Source organism: Helicobacter pylori (genome assembly GCF_003637685.1).
Lineage (GTDB): Bacteria > Campylobacterota > Campylobacteria > Campylobacterales > Helicobacteraceae > Helicobacter > Helicobacter pylori_CJ.
In genome coordinates this window covers 119,402-136,739 of sequence record NZ_MVWW01000001.1, presented here as the reverse complement: position 1 = coordinate 136,739, position 17,338 = coordinate 119,402, and the positions used below count along the sequence as shown (strand labels likewise).

The 17,338-nt window shown below is 38.8% G+C and carries 16 protein-coding genes; 5 read left to right on the top strand and 11 right to left on the bottom strand.

The features are described 5' to 3' along the window. Positions 1-7: 7 nt before the first annotated feature. From secD to EAL44_RS00595, 4 genes are read right to left on the bottom strand one after another with little or no spacing between them, the layout of a single operon-like run. On the bottom strand, positions 8-1,585 hold the full coding sequence (gene secD / locus EAL44_RS00610) for a protein translocase subunit SecD (protein WP_121073603.1): 1,578 nt from the start codon (positions 1,583-1,585) through the stop codon (positions 8-10). Further along, complete coding sequence (yajC, locus tag EAL44_RS00605) at positions 1,585-1,878, bottom strand: preprotein translocase subunit YajC (RefSeq protein ID WP_121073600.1); 294 nt, start codon at positions 1,876-1,878, stop codon at positions 1,585-1,587. The genes secD and yajC overlap by 1 nt, the downstream gene beginning before the upstream one ends. A 47-nt stretch (positions 1,879-1,925) precedes the next feature. Then, on the bottom strand, positions 1,926-3,242 hold the full coding sequence (nhaA, locus tag EAL44_RS00600) for a sodium/proton antiporter NhaA (RefSeq protein WP_121073597.1): 1,317 nt from the start codon (positions 3,240-3,242) through the stop codon (positions 1,926-1,928). 23 nt (positions 3,243-3,265) lie between these two features. Continuing rightward, positions 3,266-6,118 carry a RecB-like helicase gene (locus EAL44_RS00595; protein ID WP_121073594.1) on the bottom strand — a complete coding sequence of 951 codons (2,853 nt, stop codon included), beginning with the start codon at positions 6,116-6,118 and terminating at the stop codon, positions 3,266-3,268. Positions 6,119-6,368: 250 nt separating this feature from the next. Between EAL44_RS00595 and rpsB the strand changes: the two genes are divergently transcribed. Both rpsB and tsf read left to right on the top strand, forming a co-directional pair. After that, positions 6,369-7,163 (top strand): 30S ribosomal protein S2, encoded by a 795-nt coding sequence (gene rpsB, locus EAL44_RS00590; protein ID WP_000258276.1) that lies wholly within the window; start codon positions 6,369-6,371, stop codon positions 7,161-7,163. Beyond that, positions 7,163-8,230, top strand: coding sequence for a translation elongation factor Ts (tsf, locus tag EAL44_RS00585; RefSeq protein WP_121073591.1), 1,068 nt, complete (start codon positions 7,163-7,165; stop codon positions 8,228-8,230). The genes rpsB and tsf overlap by 1 nt, the downstream gene beginning before the upstream one ends. A gap of 326 nt (positions 8,231-8,556) precedes the next feature. Here the strand turns inward: tsf and EAL44_RS00580 are convergent, their stop codons facing one another. Further along, positions 8,557-8,760 carry a hypothetical protein gene (locus tag EAL44_RS00580; protein ID WP_001912263.1) on the bottom strand — a complete coding sequence of 68 codons (204 nt, stop codon included), beginning with the start codon at positions 8,758-8,760 and terminating at the stop codon, positions 8,557-8,559. Then, positions 8,760-9,632 carry a class 1 fructose-bisphosphatase gene (locus EAL44_RS00575; protein WP_121073588.1) on the bottom strand — a complete coding sequence of 291 codons (873 nt, stop codon included), beginning with the start codon at positions 9,630-9,632 and terminating at the stop codon, positions 8,760-8,762. Before EAL44_RS00575 ends, EAL44_RS00580 begins: the two co-directional genes overlap by 1 nt. A 70-nt stretch (positions 9,633-9,702) precedes the next feature. On the opposite strand from EAL44_RS00575, the gene rpe reads away from it, so the two are divergent. Then, complete coding sequence (rpe, locus tag EAL44_RS00570) at positions 9,703-10,356, top strand: ribulose-phosphate 3-epimerase (protein ID WP_121073585.1); 654 nt, start codon at positions 9,703-9,705, stop codon at positions 10,354-10,356. Further along, positions 10,334-11,197, top strand: a complete 864-nt coding sequence (locus EAL44_RS00565; RefSeq protein WP_121073582.1) for a 3'-5' exonuclease — start codon at positions 10,334-10,336, stop codon at positions 11,195-11,197. The genes rpe and EAL44_RS00565 overlap by 23 nt, the downstream gene beginning before the upstream one ends. 39 nt (positions 11,198-11,236) lie before the next feature. Here the strand turns inward: EAL44_RS00565 and hcpG are convergent, their stop codons facing one another. The 5 genes from hcpG to EAL44_RS00540 form a co-directional block, all read right to left on the bottom strand. Then, the gene (gene hcpG, locus EAL44_RS00560; RefSeq protein ID WP_121073579.1) at positions 11,237-12,214 is read right to left on the bottom strand and encodes a Sel1-like repeat protein HcpG; all 978 of its coding nucleotides are present in this window, start codon (positions 12,212-12,214) and stop codon (positions 11,237-11,239) included. Between the two features lie 137 nt (positions 12,215-12,351). After that, positions 12,352-12,648 carry a hypothetical protein gene (locus EAL44_RS00555; protein ID WP_000539097.1) on the bottom strand — a complete coding sequence of 99 codons (297 nt, stop codon included), beginning with the start codon at positions 12,646-12,648 and terminating at the stop codon, positions 12,352-12,354. A gap of 19 nt (positions 12,649-12,667) precedes the next feature. Continuing rightward, entirely contained in the window at positions 12,668-13,975 is a 1,308-nt protein-coding gene (locus EAL44_RS00550; RefSeq protein ID WP_121073576.1) for an NFACT family protein, read from the bottom strand. Then, complete coding sequence (locus tag EAL44_RS00545) at positions 13,972-15,546, bottom strand: DNA repair protein RecN (protein WP_121073573.1); 1,575 nt, start codon at positions 15,544-15,546, stop codon at positions 13,972-13,974. The genes EAL44_RS00550 and EAL44_RS00545 overlap by 4 nt, the downstream gene beginning before the upstream one ends. Before the next feature lie 16 nt (positions 15,547-15,562). Next, positions 15,563-16,417, bottom strand: a complete 855-nt coding sequence (locus tag EAL44_RS00540) for an NAD(+)/NADH kinase (protein ID WP_121074150.1) — start codon at positions 16,415-16,417, stop codon at positions 15,563-15,565. Positions 16,418-16,601: 184 nt separating this feature from the next. Between EAL44_RS00540 and EAL44_RS00535 the strand changes: the two genes are divergently transcribed. Then, on the top strand, positions 16,602-17,330 hold the full coding sequence (locus EAL44_RS00535; protein WP_121073570.1) for an outer membrane protein: 729 nt from the start codon (positions 16,602-16,604) through the stop codon (positions 17,328-17,330). Positions 17,331-17,338: the final 8 nt, after the last annotated feature.

The following is a 17,338-nucleotide window of genomic DNA, read 5'->3' as shown; positions in this document are numbered from 1 at the left end:
AAACCTCCTAAGCTCTTTTATTCACGCCAAACCAAAAGTAAAGGCTTTTTGTTTGAGTGAGTTTAGGTAAAAGGGCTTGATAAATCCCTTGCGTGCCTATAATAGCGGTGATGATAGAGGCTAAAATCCCAATGCCTGTGGTGAGAGCAAAGCCTTTAATCGCTCCTGTGCCATAAGCGTATAACAACACCGAAGCGATCAAGGAAGTGATATTGGAATCAAAAATCGCTCTACTCGCATTGATATAGCCCAAATGGATCGCTTTAGCGATGCCCTCATTCTCTCTTAAAACTTCTCTAATGCGCTCATTGATAATGATATTAGCATCCACGGCAATCCCCACGGTTAAAACAATCCCTGCCATTCCCGGTAAAGTCAGCGTCGCTCCAAAAATCGCCATGACCGCCACAATCAAAAAAAGATTGACCACTAACGCCATGCAAGCGATCACTCCCGCCATAGAGTAATAAAGCACCATAAAGCCCATCACCAAAATAAAACCCCCAATGAGGGCGATAATGGAGGTTTTAATGCTGTCTTTCCCTAAACTCGGGCCTATAATCCTTTTTTCTAAAACCTGAATGGGCGCGCTCATCGCCCCACTCCTTAAAGCGATCGCTAAATCGCTCGCTTGAGCCACGCTAAAATTCCCGCTAATTTGCCCGCTCCCTCCGCCAATACGCTCTCTGATCACCGGGGCTGAATAAACCTTATTGTCTAAAACGATCGCCATGCGTTTGCCCACATTCGCACCTGAGAAATCCCCAAAAATCTTAGCCCCTTGCGCATCCAGCGTGAAGCTCACCACCGGCTGGTTGTTTTGATCATACACCACTTTCGCATCTGTAAGCATTTCGCCATCTAAAATAGGGATCGCTTTGAGCAAGATTTTACCCCCCATTTCCACATCAGACAACAACACACTGCCTAATTTTTGAGCCTCTAAATCCGTCATTTTCATCGCATCTTTATTGTGCTCTTCATCCACTGCCATCATCTGCAAATGAGCGGATCTTGAAATCAAATCTTTAGCGCGCCGCTCTTCTTCTAAAGTCTTAATGCCAGGCAATTGCACCGAAATTTCTTCTTTACCTTGCTGGATAACTACAGGCTCTGCCAAACCAAATTGATCCAAGCGGTTACGAATGATCCCTATCACTTGCAAAATCGTGTTTTTACGCAATTCTTCTTGCTCTAAAGGGGTGAGCTTCACGCTATAAAACTCCGCTTCTTTTTTGATTTCAAACTGGCTATGGCCTTGCAACTCCACTAAAAGCGCGTCTAATTTTTGCACTTCATCTTCATCTAAAAGCTCAAAACTGATCCCTTCTAGGCTGGATTTGATGTCTTTAAGCAAGATATTTTGCTTTTTAGCGTTGTATTCTAAAGCGGATGCCAAGCTTAAATACTTGTTTTTTAAAGCTTCATCGGTTTGCACCCCTAAAAGCATGTTCAACCCCCCCCTTAAATCCAAACCTAAAGTGATTTTAGGGCCTTTAGTTTCTAGCAAAGAAGGCACAGAAAACCCTACCCCTAAAAGAAGCGCAAAGATAAAAACGATTAAACGAGGGTTAAAAAGTTTCATTAGTTGCTGTTTGGCGTTGTTTCTTCGTCTAGTTTGAACGCTATATAGTTTTTAGAAAGTTTAGCGGTGGTGTCATCATTGAGCTTCACGCTAAAAAAATTCGCTTCCGCTTTAAGCACCTCAACAATCAGCCCTCCTTGAGTAACGATTTTATCGCCCTTAGTCAAGCCCTCTATCATTTCTTTGTGCTTTTTTTGTTGCTGGCGTTGCGGGCGAACAATCAAAAAATAAAAAATAAGAAACAACACCACAAAGGGTAAAAGCGTTGTTAGAATGTCTCTAATTTGTCCCATTTAATTTCCTTAAAAGATGTTCTAATCTCAAATTATAGCATTTTTAGCTATTTCTTTAAAGCCGCTCTTTTATCTAGCGCGAATAAATACAAAGCCCCTATGATCCCAGAAATCAAAGATCCGAGTAAAATCGCAATTTTTGCCACTTCCATAGCGTCCTTATGCTCGCTCGTGAAAGCCAGATTAGAAATAAACATAGACATGGTAAAGCCAATCCCTGCTAAAAGCCCAGCCCCTAAAATATGCCACCAGCTGATGCCTTTAGGGCGCGCGGTGATTTTAAGCTTTTCGCTTATAAAAGTGATTAAGAAAATCCCTAAAGGCTTGCCCAAACAAAGCCCTAAAATGACCCCTAAAAGCACCTTATCCACTTCTAAATTGATGCTAGAATCAACGCTCACCCCAGCGTTTGCAAACGCGAATAAGGGCATGATGAAATACCCGCTAATGGGGGCTAAAAAATGCTCCAATCTTTCTAAGGGGCTTTGTAAAGCGCTCGCTTTTTCTTCAATAGAATGCAAGATTTCTTGCTGCTCTTTGGTCAAAAGCGCTCCTGAACTCGTCTCTGCGTATCGTTTGCCTAATTCCAAAAGCTCTACATTTTTAGAATCTTTAGGGATTTTTACCGGTATCATAAAAGCTAGAACCACTGCAGCGATTGTCGCATGGATACCGCTTTGATGCACGCAAAACCAAAGCAACACCCCTAAAAGCAAGTAAGGGACAAGCGAGCGGGTATTCAAGCGGTTCAATAGCGCTAAGATAAGAACCACCCCTAAAGCCCCTAAAAGCCATGCGAATTTTAAATTCGTGGTATAAAAGAGCGCGATCACGATAATAGCCCCCAAGTCATCGGCCACCGCTAGAGTGATTAAAAAAACCTTTAAAGCGGTTGGCACCCTCTTGCCTAAAAGCATGATCACGCCTAAAGCGAACGCAATATCCGTCGCCATAGGGATCCCAAAACCATGTTGAGAAGGCGTGTCAGCGTTAAGGAAAAAATAAATCAACCCTGGAGCTATCATGCCCCCAAGAGCCGCAATCACAGGAAAAGAAGCCTTTTTAAAACTGGATAACTCCCCAAACAACAATTCTCGCTTGATCTCTAAGCCTATCATTAAAAAAAATAACGCCATTAAAACATCATCAATCCAATTATGCAAACTAAAGCCGATAAAAAAATCCCCTATTTGAAACCCAAAAGGGGTGTGCCATAGCGCAAAATAACTTTCTTTTAAAAACGAATTAGCCACCACCATCGCTGAAACAGCGTTTAAAAAGAGGAAAATCCCTCCAAAAGACTCGCTTTTAATGAAGTTTTTAAGCGTCAAACTGAGCGCGTTTTCTGTTTTTTTGAGATTCATAGACAACCTTAAAATTTTTATTTTCAAACCCATAATTTTTCAAGCAGTCTTTTATGAGCGTAAATAATGCCCGCTTGTATCTTAAAATGGGGGGCTTGAGTTCGCAAAAACTCGGCGTAATGAGACACTTGAGCCTTATGGCTTTGCTGGTAATTTTGAGAGCTTTTATAATCTAAAACATACAAATTTTGCCCCCTATCCCACAACAAAACATCAATCCTAGACACAACCCCTTGGAATAAAAAAGCCACTTCACCCCTTAAGGCATGATTTTTAAAAAGAGCTTGTATCTCTGCATCGTTTTCAAAAAGCTCTAAACTTTCTTCTAACGCTTGGTAATCCAAACCATAAAAACCATGATGGTAGTTTAAATATTCTAAAACGCTTTTTTTAGGAATGTTATAAGCGTATTGGTATTCTAACCCCTTGTGCAAAGCGATACCAAAATTGATCGCTTCCTGGTCGTTATTCTTTTCATAATCGCTATCTGGCTCTTCTTCTATCTCTTGGACTTGCTCGCCATAGGCATGGGGCTTGATGAGAGCGCTTGTAATTAAAGGCTCTTTTTGAGGAGAAACAACCGGCATAATTTCTCCCTCTTCTAAAGGCGCAAGATCCAATTGTTCGCGCATTGTTTTGTTTTTGCTTTCTTTTTTACTTTCTTTTTTGCTTTCTTTTTTGTCTTTGGCCACGACAATTAGCCCTAACTCAGCCCTAGTGAATGCGACATAATACACATTAATTTCTTCATGATCTTTGGCCGCTTCTTCTTTGTCTAAAGCCCTAGCGTAATCTTTATCCACGACCTCACGATTTTTCATTCTGTAATAAAGGCACGTAAGCTCTGCGCCGTTATATTCTTCAAGGAGTTGATTGGAGTGATTGGATTTAGGATTGCCCAAGCGTTCGCACACGATCACATAAGGGAATTGCATGCCTTTAGATTTATGAATGGTCATGATCTGCGCGCCTTTTGCATTGAAAGAAGCGATCGATTTAGCCTCTAATTTTTCTAAAAAATCATTGGTGTCTTCGCACCCAATAGCCAACTCCAAACAGCTTTGCGCGCACTCTCCATAAAGCTCAAACAATTCCATCACCTTCCACACAAAGCCTGCCACGCTCTCTTTTTTGGGGTTAAAACCAGGCAAAGCGATCACATCATCATGCAAGTATCCAGCGAGTTTTAAAACGCTGTGCTTATAAAAGGGCTTGTAAGGTTCTTCGGCTAGAGCGTATTCTAAAGCGTTCTTAATGATTTTAGACTCTACAAATTGAGACAATCTCGCGCTAGATTCCGTGCTTGGGTGGATTGCACTCAAACGCTCTTGCAAATGGCGTTTGATCTCTAAAGCGTCCTTATTGGTGGCGCATAAAATGGTAATGTCTTTAGGATCAATATGGTGTTCTAAAAGGTTTTGAGCTTCTTGTAGGACTTGATTTAATAACAATTCCTTTTCATTAGCCACTAAAGAGACTTTAACATAGCCCTCTGTGGCATGTTTATTGTTGGAAGTTTTAGGGTATTTTTGCTCCAAGTAAGCGGTGGGGAAATTTTGATAAGCTTTTTTAAAGATGGTGTTCACATAATTAATGATTAAAGGCGCACTGCGGTGGTTGAATTCCAAATTATCGTGGTAAAAATCCTTAGAAACGCTTTCAAACAAGGAGCTAAAACTCCCCCTAAAGGCATAAATGCTCTGCTTGACATCGCCCACAAAAAACACGCTCCTGTGCCATTTTGCTTGCCCTATCCCGGCTTTAATCTCATCAATAAAAGGGGCTAAAATCTTATAATCGTTCAAGCTCGTGTCTTGAAATTCATCAATCAATATGTGCGCGATCTTGCTGTCCAATCTGAAATAAAAAAACTCTGCCGGCATTTCTTCATAACCATTCAATAAGACATGGACTTTATCTTTAATCGCATCAAAATCTAGGGCTTGGATTTTAGAAGTGGCGTTATCATAAAGCTGGATGAATTTAGGGAATTTTTTAAATATTGCGGTTTCTTTGGCTTCATAATAGCGTTTTAAATCGTTTTCAATCTCTTCGCATTCGCTCTCTAAAGTAGGGATTTCATTTTTGAGTTTTTTAAAATAGAGATATTCGCTCTTTTTTTCAAGCCAGGTTAAAGAGCTGTTTAAAAATCCCCTAAAACTATCGCATTTAATGGCTTTTTTAGCCTCATTTGACGCTGTTTCTATGTTTTGGATTTGGTGGTTTAAATCCCTTAATTTTTTTAAAAAACCCTCTTCATCAAATGCAGGCTCTTTTTTATTAGGATCAAATAAATAGAGCTTGTTTTTTAAAAAACGCAACCGCTCTAAAATAGAATCGCTTGTGTAATTATCATAACTTAAGCATTGAGCGATAAAAGCGCTCAATTCTTCAAGCTGTTCGTTGTTTAAAGCGCTCAAAAAACCCTCATTAAGCTGTTGCTGGTGCGCTTCTGCGTCTTCATTGACTTCAAAATTCGCGCTCAACCCCACAAACCAACAAAATTTCCTTAAAATGCTTTGAAAAAACGCATCAATGGTGCTGATTCTCACTTCAGCGTTTAAAAAGCGTTGGTAGATTTTTGGAGCGCTGTTTCGCACTAAATCAGGTTTTAAATGGTATTTTTCTTCTAATTCTTTCAGGATATTTTGGGATTTTTCTTTTTCATTTTCAAGGTTTTCTTTTTGCAAGATTTTTAAATAGTCTAAAATACGCTCTTTCATTTCGGCGGTGGCTTTTTTAGTGAAAGTGAGCGTTAAAATCTCGCTAGGATTAGCCCCCTTAAACAATAGGGCCAAAAACCGCACGCTCAAAGCGAAAGTCTTCCCACTCCCTGCTGAAGCCTTTAAAGCCATGCATTGTCTTTTTGTATCCATTGAGATCTATCCTAAAATTCTAATTTTGTCTTTATTATAACCTAAAAGCCTTTTTTACTTAAGCTAAAAAACCTTAATCTTTTGCTATAATCATAGGGTTTTGTCATTTTTCTATCATTTTAATAGGAACAAGGCAAAGACAGCGTCAAATTCACACATGCTAATCCTTGTATTTAGGTGTTCTTAAGAATTTAAGAATCAAATGAGCATGGAGGAAGAGAACCAAAATAACTTTAAGGAGAATATTCTCATGGTAACCATGAAAGATTTATTAGAATGCGGTGTGCATTTTGGACACCAAACAAGGCGTTGGAACCCTAAAACCAAAAAATTCATTTTTGGCGTTAGGAAAAATATCCATATTATTGATTTGCAAAAAACCTTGCGCTATTTTAGATACACTTATAATATCGTGCGCGATGCGAGCGCTCAAGGCAAGAGCATCATGTTTGTAGGCACTAAAAAACAAGCCAATGAGACTTTGAAAGAATTTGCTGAAAGCATTCAAGTCCCTTATGTCAATTACCGCTGGCTTGGTGGCATGCTGACTAATTTTAGCACCATTAGAAAATCGGTGAGAAAATTAGAAATCATTGAAGAAATGGAAAATAGCGGTCAAATTGATCTATTGACTAAAAAAGAAAAACTCATGATTTTGAGGAAAAAAGAAAAGCTGGATAAATATCTTGGTGGGGTGCGCCACATGAAAAAAATCCCCGATATGATTTTTGTGATTGATGTGGCTAAAGAAAAAATCGCTGTCGCTGAAGCAAGGAAACTCCATATCCCTATCGTGGCTCCCTTAGACACTAACTGCGACCCTGATTTGGTGGATTACCCCATTCCTGGAAATGACGATGCGATCCGCTCTATTAGGCTATTTTGTAAAGAAATGAGCGAAGCGATTTTAGAAGGGCGAGAACTCATGCAAGAAGAAATCGTCCATGCGGATGAAAATAGCGAAGAGATAGAGTTTGTGAGCAATGAAGAAAAAGAAGAAATGCTCGCTGAAATCCAAAAAGAAATCACTCAAGGAGCCGAATAATGTCAGGAATTAGCGCTCAACTAGTCAAAAAATTAAGGGACTTAACCGATGCGGGCATGATGGATTGCAAAAAGGCTCTTGTGGAAGTGGCTGGGGATTTGCAAAAGGCCATTGATTTCTTGCGCGAAAAAGGCTTGAGTAAAGCCGCTAAAAAAGCCGATAGGATCGCTGCTGAGGGCGTAGTCGCTTTAGAAGTCGCGCCTGATTTTAAAAGCGCAATGATGGTAGAAATCAATAGCGAAACGGATTTTGTGGCTAAAAATGAGGGCTTTAAGGAATTGGTTAAAAAAACTTTAGAAACGATCAAAGCCCACAACATTCATACCTCAGAAGAGTTGCTTAAAAGCCCATTAGACAACAAGCCTTTTGAAGAATATTTGCATTCTCAAATCGCTGTGATTGGTGAAAACATTTTAGTGAGAAAAATCGCTCATTTAAAAGCCCCTAGCTCTCATATTGTCAATGGTTATGCACATTCTAACGCCAGAGTGGGCGTGTTAATCGGTATAAAATACGATAATGAGAAAAACGCTCCAAAAGTGGTTGAACTAGCCCGAAACATCGCTATGCATGCCGCAGCGATGAAGCCTCAAGTGCTAGATTGCAAAGACTTTAGCCTTGATTTTGTCAAAAAAGAAACCTTAGCCTTGATCGCTGAAATTGAAAAAGACAATGAAGAGGCTAAACGCTTGGGCAAACCTTTGAAAAACATCCCCACTTTTGGGAGTCGCATTGAATTGAGCGATGAAGTTTTAGCCCATCAAAAAAAGGCTTTTGAAAACGAACTAAAAGAACAGGGTAAGCCTGAAAAAATCTGGGATAAAATCGTTCCTGGAAAGATGGAAAGATTCATCGCTGATAACACCCTTATTGATCAACGCCTGACTCTTTTAGGGCAATTCTATGTCATGGACGATAAAAAAACTATCGCTCAAGTGGTTGCTGATTGTTCCAAAGAATGGAATGATGATTTAAAAATCACTGAGTATGCGCGTTTTGAATTGGGCGAAGGCATTGAGAAAAAGGCAGAGAATTTCGCTGAAGAAGTGGCTTTGCAAATGAAGTGAGATTTTAGCAAACAACCTTTAAGGTTGTTTCTTCTAACTTTTCAACTTTCTTTATTTAGTCTCGTTTTTAAGACTAATCATCAATTTCTTCACATTAAAAATAAACTCGTGTTTTACGAGAAATAGATAAATGGGCAATAAATCAGTGGTTGAAATAATCATTAAGAAAAACTTGATAAAAACTTTCCTTACTATCTAAATTCACATTCCTTTAAACTTATGATGAGATTTATAATCCGCAAGCAAAATCGTGCGATTTTGGGGTGGGTGTAAAAAGCGTCTAAATTCTTTTGCAAGAGAGCATTACTAGCCATTTTCATCCCATTTTAATTGAAATCAAACCCACCCGCTTCGCCTAAACTCATGCTCTCATAAGCCGCATCCACATAGCTGTTGCGGATCTTGCAATTCAAAACCTTCTCGCATTTCAAGCAACTCGTTACCTGCTTTTCTTCTTGGCATGCTTGTAATTTCAAAAGAGCGTCATTGAAACGCTCTTCATATTCTAATTTTTTAGCGCTATTTTGCATCATTCTCCCTTTAAATATTTTTCTAAAATCTGAGCTTCATGCTGGCTGGCTAAATAGCATTCGCTTTTTTCATGGTAGCTTTCTACGCTTTGATCTAGCAAACGCTTTTTAACCCCCTTATCAAAATAAAACGCTTCCCCTTTAGCTTTTTCAATGATCAAGGCTAAAGGAAAGACTTCAAAAAGCTTGCGTAATTTCTTTTGCGGATAGGAAAACATTCCGCCCTTTTTGATTAACACATGATGGACATCAGCCACCATAGATCCTGAGTATCGTAAGCGGTAATTTTCTGCAAAAAACCCTTCTAAAGCCTTTTTCAAGCCCAAAGAAAAATCCTTTTGATTGCCCCCACTAGCGACGATTTTACCCTTATTTTCTAAAACGATGGTTTCTATAAAATGAAACTTGTTCTGATAAAAAGCGTAACGATAAACTTCTTCTAAAGCCACCACTAATTCTATTTTATGCCCAAAAACCACATAAAGGCTTGCAACTAAATTTTGCGCCTTATAATCCTTTTCATAAACCCCTATAATCGTGCCTACTAAGAAATTCGCCTCCATGACTGAACTCCCATCTAAGGGGTCATAAGCGATCAAGTAAGAGCCGTTTTCTTTAGTAACAGGTTTTTCTTTTTCTTCGCTAAAAACGCTTTTGATGTTTTCTAAACTCAAAAAATTTTCTTCTAAAAACTTATCTAGGGCTAAATCCGCTTTAATAGGCGTATCCCCGCTGCTGTTTTCTAACTTCGTGTAACTCCCAGCGTCCGGCTTTTCTAAAATCTCTTGGGCTTTTTTAACCCCTTTTTCTAAAAGACTGATGATTTCTATAACGATGTTTGCATGCTTGCCTTTAAAATGTTTGTAATCCATAAAAACCCTTTTATGATTTGATTAAAGATGCTAATATTTTACTTGAAAACATTGAAAATAGGGAAGTATTTTGAAAGTAGCTCCGAGCCTTTTGAGCGCTGATTTTATGCATTTAGCCAAAGAGATAGAGAGCGTGAGTAACGCTGATTTTTTACATGTGGATGTGATGGATGGGCATTATGTGCCTAATTTAACCATGGGGCCTGTGGTTTTAGAGAATGTTACTCAAATGAGCCAAGTGCCTTTAGATGTGCATTTAATGGTAGAAAATGCGGGCTTTTTTGTAGAATTATTCGCTCCTTTAAACCCGCAAATCATCAGCATTCATGCAGAAAATGAAAAACACCCCCATAGGGTGTTGCAACTCATTAAAAGTTTAGGCATCACGCCAGGAATTGTTCTAAACCCCCACACGCATGAAGAGAGCGTTAAATACTTGCTAGAAAGCGTGGGGCTAGTGCTTTTAATGAGCGTGAATCCGGGCTTTGGCGGGCAGAAGTTTTTAGATCTGGTGCTAGAAAAGTGTTTGAAAGTTAAAGAATTGATCAAACGCTACAACCCTAGCTGTCTTTTAGAAGTGGATGGGGGCGTGAATGATAAAAATATCTTTGAACTCCAACAAGTGGGCGTGGATGTGGTGGTTTCAGGGAGTTATATTTTTAAATCCAAAGATCGTAAGCTGGCTATTGAAGGCTTACAGAATGCTAGACAGTCTCTTGCATAAAGACATTCAAGCCCTAATCGCTCGCTTAAAGCACCAGGATTTAAGCTTAAGCATGCTAGAAAAATCGCTCTCTCGCCTTATTTATGATGAAGTCAATTTGGAGTATTTAAAAGCATGCGGGCTTAATTTCATAGAAACGAGCGAAAATTTAATCACGCTCAAAAACCTTAAAACCCCCCTTAAAGATGAGGTTTTTTCCTTTATTGATTTAGAGACCACCGGCTCTTGCCCCCTAAAACATGAGATTTTAGAAATCGGGGCCGTGCAAGTGAGGGGGGGGGAAATTATTAATCGTTTTGAAACCCTTGTGAAAGTCAAAAGCGTGCCTGATTATATTTCTGATCTTACAGGCATCACTTATGAAGACACCCTAAACGCCCCAAGCGTGCATGAAGCTTTGCAAGAATTGCGGCTTTTTTTAGGCAATAGCGTGTTTGTAGCCCATAACGCTAATTTTGATTACAATTTTTTAGGGCGTTATTTTGTAGAGAAATTGCATTGCCCCTTATTGAATTTAAAGCTTTGCACTTTGGATTTATCCAAACGCGCTATTTTGTCCATGCGTTATTCTTTGAGCTTTTTAAAAGAGCTTTTAGGGTTTGGCATAGAAGTCAGCCACAGAGCCTATGCGGACGCTTTAGCGAGCTATAAGCTCTTTGAAATATGCCTATTAAACTTGCCCAGCTACATCAAAACGACGATGGATTTGATTGATTTTTCCAAATGCGCTAACACTCTCATCAAAAGACCCCCAAGATCCAGATACCAGGAGATCCCATCGCCATTTTCTCTTTTTGAGAGGACAAAGGGCTTGTTCAATATCATAAAAGCAACCAGTTAAACGAAAGCTGTTTAATGGGGCTTGGTTAGGGCTAGGATTTTATTGTTTTTGTTCTTTGAGAATATCGCATGCTTCTTTTAATCCTAGCTTGCAACTCTTTTCAAGGTTTTCTGTCGTTTGCTTTTCATCCTTTGCTACGCCTTTACCCTCATTATAAAACTCTGCTAGAGCGTAACACCCTTTAGCATCGTTCAATTCACAAGCTTTGGCAGAATATTCAAAAGCTTTTTTAAGATCCTTTGCTACGCCTTCACCATCACGATAAAACTCTCCTACAAGCGTGCATGTTAGAGCTTCGTTTAATTCGCAAGCTTTAGAGTAATATCCAAAAGCTTTTTTAAGATCTTGCGTTACGATTTCACCAAAAAAATAATCCCCTCCTAATTTAGAACACCCTTCACCATTATTTAACTTGCAAGCTTTAGAGTAATATTTGAAAGCTTTTTTAAAATTTTGTGTTACGCCTTCACCATTATGATAAATATCCCCTAAAATCGCACAGCCATCACCATAGTTTAACTCGCAAGCTTTAGAATAATATTCTAGATCTTTTTTATCTTTTTTCAAACCCTTTATCATATCGTTATAAAAAGTTGCTGAAAGCATACACCCTTCAACATTATTTAACTTACAAGCTTTAGAGTAATATTCTAAAGCATTTTTAAGATCGTTTGCATTAAAATAAAACTCTGCTAAGTCCTTGCATTTTTCAGCATCGTTTGATTTGCAAGCTTTAGCAGTAGCGGTGTGTTCAAGAGCTTTTTCAATGCTTTCTCTTGCGTTTTCGCTCGCTATGGCTTTAGAATAAGCCTCTCTTAAGATTGCGCAACCATCAGCATCGTGTAATTCGCAAGCTTTTTCAAAGTATTCCTTAGCCCTAGTGAAATTTTTATCCGTGTAAATAGTGATACCTGAAAATATAAGCTCTTTAGAGTCTTGCTCTGCCATTAACCCCCCTAAACACAACGCCCCCAAACCTAAAACCCTAAAAACCGCTTTTTTGACACCCCTTAACATGACGCATTCCCTTTTATTAAAAATATAAGATTCTATTGTGATTGATATTGATAGCTAAAATCTTTTAATGTTTAAAAAACGGGGACTTGATTATTTTATTTTAAACTCATGAAAGGATAGGGGTTATTTGCGACACCCTACCCCACAATATCCAGCAAATGTTCTTCATGCCACAATTCAATTTCTTCTTCTTCCAAGCCAAACGCCTTAGCCCTTTGGCTGTTTGGATAGCGGTTTTTAGAGCCTTCTTTAGGATCTTTATCGCTAATGGCTTGCATGTTTTCTAACGCTCTTGTTTCTTGGGCTAATTCAAGCTTACTTTGAAAGCTTTGCGCTAAATCCAGCATATCACTTCTTGCACCCTGTTGGATAGCCGAATTTAAAGGAGCGTTTTGGTTGATATAAGTTACATTGCCTAAAGCTGAAACACCCATGCTAACCTCCTTAGAATGTTTAAGTGTCCTTTAGACTAATAGTTCGGTATTTTGAGTAAATGACATGAGCTCCTTTGATGATTTTGACAAATTTTCGCTGCGTGTAGTCAATTTCGTAACTATTAAACACATCTTTTTGCATTTTAATCAACATTTTGGCTAATTCCATGATGACCTCATCTTTGGGCGCGTTCTTTTGGCAGAAAACGATCAAATGCGATCCGGGAATATTTCTTACATGCATCCACAAATCATTCGCTCTTGCGTCTTGTAAAAGCTTGATATTTTCTTTTTGGTTTTTCCCTAAGCCGATTTTAAAATCCTTATAATACAGCACTTCATACCCGCTCATCGGGCGTTTGATTTTAGAATTTTTAAAGGGCATAAACATTTCTAAAACGCTTTCTTCTTGCGCTCCTTTAACATAGTTGATTTGATTTTCTTTAAAAGCGATTTTTTCTTTTAGATTCTCTTCTTCTAAATACAAGAATTGCGATTTTTGTTTCTTTTTTTTGCTGAGAGTGAATTTTTTATTGATAAAAGCGTTTAAGGGCATGCTCTTATCAATTTCAATCGCACACTCCTTATCTTCAAAATCCTTTAAAACCACGCGGCTTTCATGCTTATGGATTAAATGCTGGTAAGTGAGTAATAAAGAGGCTTGAGTTTGCAATTCTTTCGCTTCCAATTGTAAATTTTTAGGATCTTCTAATTTTTCTAATTTTTCTTTCAAGCGTTCTTTTTGGGCGTTTAAGCGTTTGATGATTTGATTTTTTTTGTGTTCCAATTCTTTGTGCTGATAGGATAAAAAATCTTTTTCTAAAATTTCTAACAATCCCTTAAAATCCAAATCCTCCTCTTGATGCTCGTAAATATTAGGAGGCAATGCCCCTAAAATATCGTTTTTAGCGACCCTGTCATTAAAACGAAAGGCCTCTATCACGCATTTTTCTTGATCTAAAATCATGAGGTTGGTTTTTTTAGGGATCATTTCTAAACGCAAAATAAAATTTTCACTCTTATAAGCTAAATCTTTAGCGCCCTTGATTTCCAAAATCCGATCGTTATCAATGATGTTTGCTTGTAAAATTTTGGCGTTTTTAGTGAATTTATTCAAACAAAAATCTAACGCTAAAGTGTTTTTCAAAACGCTTTCTGGGGGTTTTTTGGACAAACCGATATAAGGCGCGTTCAAATCCACAACAAAGGCGTGTTTTTCTTTAGAAAAAGCCTCTAATAAAAAGCTAGACGCGCTCAAGCGTTTGAGGTTAAAATGCGTTTGGGTGTTTAAAAATTCGCTGAATTTCTTTAAAAGAAAAAATTTCATTCTTGCGCCTTTAATTTTTCTTTAGCGAAAGAAATCGCGCTCTCAATGTTTTCGCTCCCCCCTATCATGCGCGCGATTTCTAAAACCCTTTCTTCGTTATTAAGGGTTTTTGCAAGGCTTTTGTGGTTTTCTTTGAAAACTAAAATATGGTTTTTAGCGAGCGCTGGGATATGGACTTGGTGCGAAATGGCAAAGATTTGCGAATGGCTGCTTAAGGTTTCAAGGGCTTTAGAGACCGCCAAACTCTCTTCACCGCTCAAATTGGAATCCATTTCATCTAACACCAACACGCCTTTAAAATCCTTTAAAAACTCCATTTCTAAAAGCATGAACGCCAACCTCAAACGGCTGTATTCTCCAGAGCTTAAAGTTTCTAATTGGGAATTTTGTAAATGTAAAACGAGTTTTTGAGCGCCTTTTTCGCTCATGGGGGCTTCTTCTAAGATCAAACTAGGGCTTTTTAAGAGCAAATCTTTAGCCTTATCGCTTAAAAGAGCGTTAAAACCGGCTAAATGCTCTTTTCTAAAGCCGCTTATTTCTTCGCACAATTTCAAGCATTCGGTTTTCAATCGCTCTATTTCTTTGTGGTAAGTTTCACAATGAAGGTCAATCTCTTCTAAATTATGAAGCTCATTTTTAACATGCGCTAAGCGTTCTTTAGCATGCGCAATGCTCCCGTAATCCTTAATGATCCCGCTCAGCATGCCAAGCCTTTCTAACACCTTTTCAATATCCAAATTCTCGCACTCTTCTAATTTAGCCTGCTCTTTTTCCAATAGAGTGCTCGCTTCTAATAAAGCGCTTTTTAAAAATTCAGCGCTATGGCCCACGCTCTCTAAAGCATGCGTGATTTTATGGGTATTTTCTAGCACGTCTAACGCCAAAGCGATTTTATCGTTCAATTTTTCCTTACTAGAGAGCAATTTTTTTTGCTCTAAAAGGCGTTCGTATTCGTCTTCTTTTAAATCCAGCCTCTCTAATTTCATTTTTTCAAAATTCAAACGCTCTTCTAAATCCTTTTGGAAACGCTTTTTATCCTCTAACGATCGCCTTTCTTTTTCTAGCTTTTCTAAATGGGTGAATTTTTCTTCAAGCGCGCCTAAAAGGGGGCTAAACGCCTGGTTTTCGTTTTGAATATAGCCATCTAGTAAGGAGAGCATTAAAGTATCATTGAGTTCATTCTGGCTGAATCTGTCGTTAGATAGGCGTTTGATCAAACCTTTTAATAACGCTTTGAGCATGTTTTTAGACAGGCTCGTTTGGTTTAAAAAATAGCGCGTTTTTTCTTTTTTAATCACGCTGATGACTAAAGGTTCGTGGTTATCTTCTCTAAAAATGCCGTATTCTTCCGTGTCTAAAAAAGGCGCGATCAATTCCACTTCAATGTTTGAAGCGTTGCTTTCTTTAAGCCCAAACGCCCCTAAAAGGCTCGCAATAAGAACGCTTTTTCCCACCCCACTAGCCCCACTAATCGCGCTCAAGCCGTCTTTAAACTCCAGATCCAATTTTTCAAAAACAGCGTTTTGACGCACTTTTAAGCGTGTGATTTGAGCGTTATTGAAATCTCGCATGTTTTTTACCCTTTTTTTATCTCTTTTTGCTAGGGCTTTCCCCCCATAATAGCTTCTCTTTAAGCACCTTAAAATAATCCCTTGAATTTTTTTGTAAGAGCTTGGTGGTGGTGGGACTTTTTTGAATGTATAGGGGTTGGTTGGCTTCTAAATCATAGGTGGCTTGCCCGTCAATAACCACAAGAGCGTCCTCATGAGCGCAAAAATTCAAACAAAATTCCGCTCCTAACACTAAAGGGCGTTGCGTTAAAGAAAAATCGCACAAGGGCGTTAAAATATAGCTTTGGCTTAAGGCATGCACAATGGGCCCATGAGCGCTCAAATTATAAGCGGTCGAGCCTAGGGGCGTGGCAATGATAAGCCCATCGCCTTTATAGGTGTTAAAGGGCGTATGGCCCGCGCATGCTTTGATGTCTAAAACCCCTAAAGCTTTTTTTTTAGCGATCACGATTTCATTGATCGCATAAAAAGAGGTGTTTCCAATACGGCCCTCTAAAGCCAAATGCTCTTCTAATTTGATCCTGTTGTGCTTGAGATCTTGTAAGAAATCTTTCAACCCGTTCAATTCAACCGCGCTCAAAAACCCTAAATTCCCAATTCTCACCCCAAAACATGGCTTGTTGTAAGAATGCGTCATTCTTAACGCTCCTAAAATCGTGCCATCGCCCCCTAAACACAAAAACGCGTAAGCTTTTTCTATCAATCGTTCGTCTTTTGCCCCATCAAGGCTATCAATCATAAAGCTTCCAAACCCCTCATCTTCTAAAAGCTTTAAAACCCATTCTTTAGCCTGCTCTAGCTCTTCAAAAAGAGGGTTTTGATAATGGGTGGGCCGCACAAACACGCCGATAGTTTGATGTGAATCTTTCATGCGTATATTGTAGCTTAAAGCTTGAAACAAAATTTTAAAAAAGGGGTTTTAATTGCTTTTTTATCATCTTATGTGAAATTCATGAAAAGTTTTTATTTTTATTAATGTTTCATTATTTAATCGTTTTTAATTGTTTTTTGGGTATTCTTTTTAAGAATGTAAACATTATGTTAAGGAATCACACATGAAAAAATTTTTTTCTCAATCTTTATTAGCTTTGATTGTTTCTATGAACGCGCTATTAGCCATGGATGGCAATGGCGTTTTTATAGGGGCGGGTTATTTGCAAGGGCAAGCCCAAATGCATGCGGATATTAATTCTCAAAAACAAGCCACTAACGCTACGATCAAGGGCTTTGATGCGCTTTTAGGGTATCAATTTTTCTTTGAAAAACACTTTGGCTTGCGCCTTTATGGGTTTTTTGACTACGCTCATGCTAATTCTATTAGGCTTAAAAACCCTAACTATAACAGCGAAGTGGCGCAATTGGCGGGTCAAATTCTTGGGAAACAAGAAATCAATCGTTTAACGAGCCTTGCTGATCCCAAAACCTTTGAACCCAACATGCTCACTTATGGGGGGGCTATGGATTTAATGGTTAATGTCATCAATAACGGCATCATGAGTTTGGGGGCTTTTGGTGGGGTGCAATTGGCCGGCAATTCATGGCTTATGGCGACGCCGAGCTTTGAGGGCATTTTAGTGGAGCAAGCCCTTGTGAGCAAAAAAGCCACTTCTTTCCAATTTTTATTCAATGTGGGGGCTCGTTTAAGGATCTTAAAACATTCTAGCATTGAAGCGGGCGTGAAATTCCCCATGCTGAAGAAAAACCCCTACATCACTGCAAAAAATTTGGATATAGGGTTTAGGCGCGTGTATTCGTGGTATGTGAATTATGTGTTCACTTTCTAGGGGCGCGT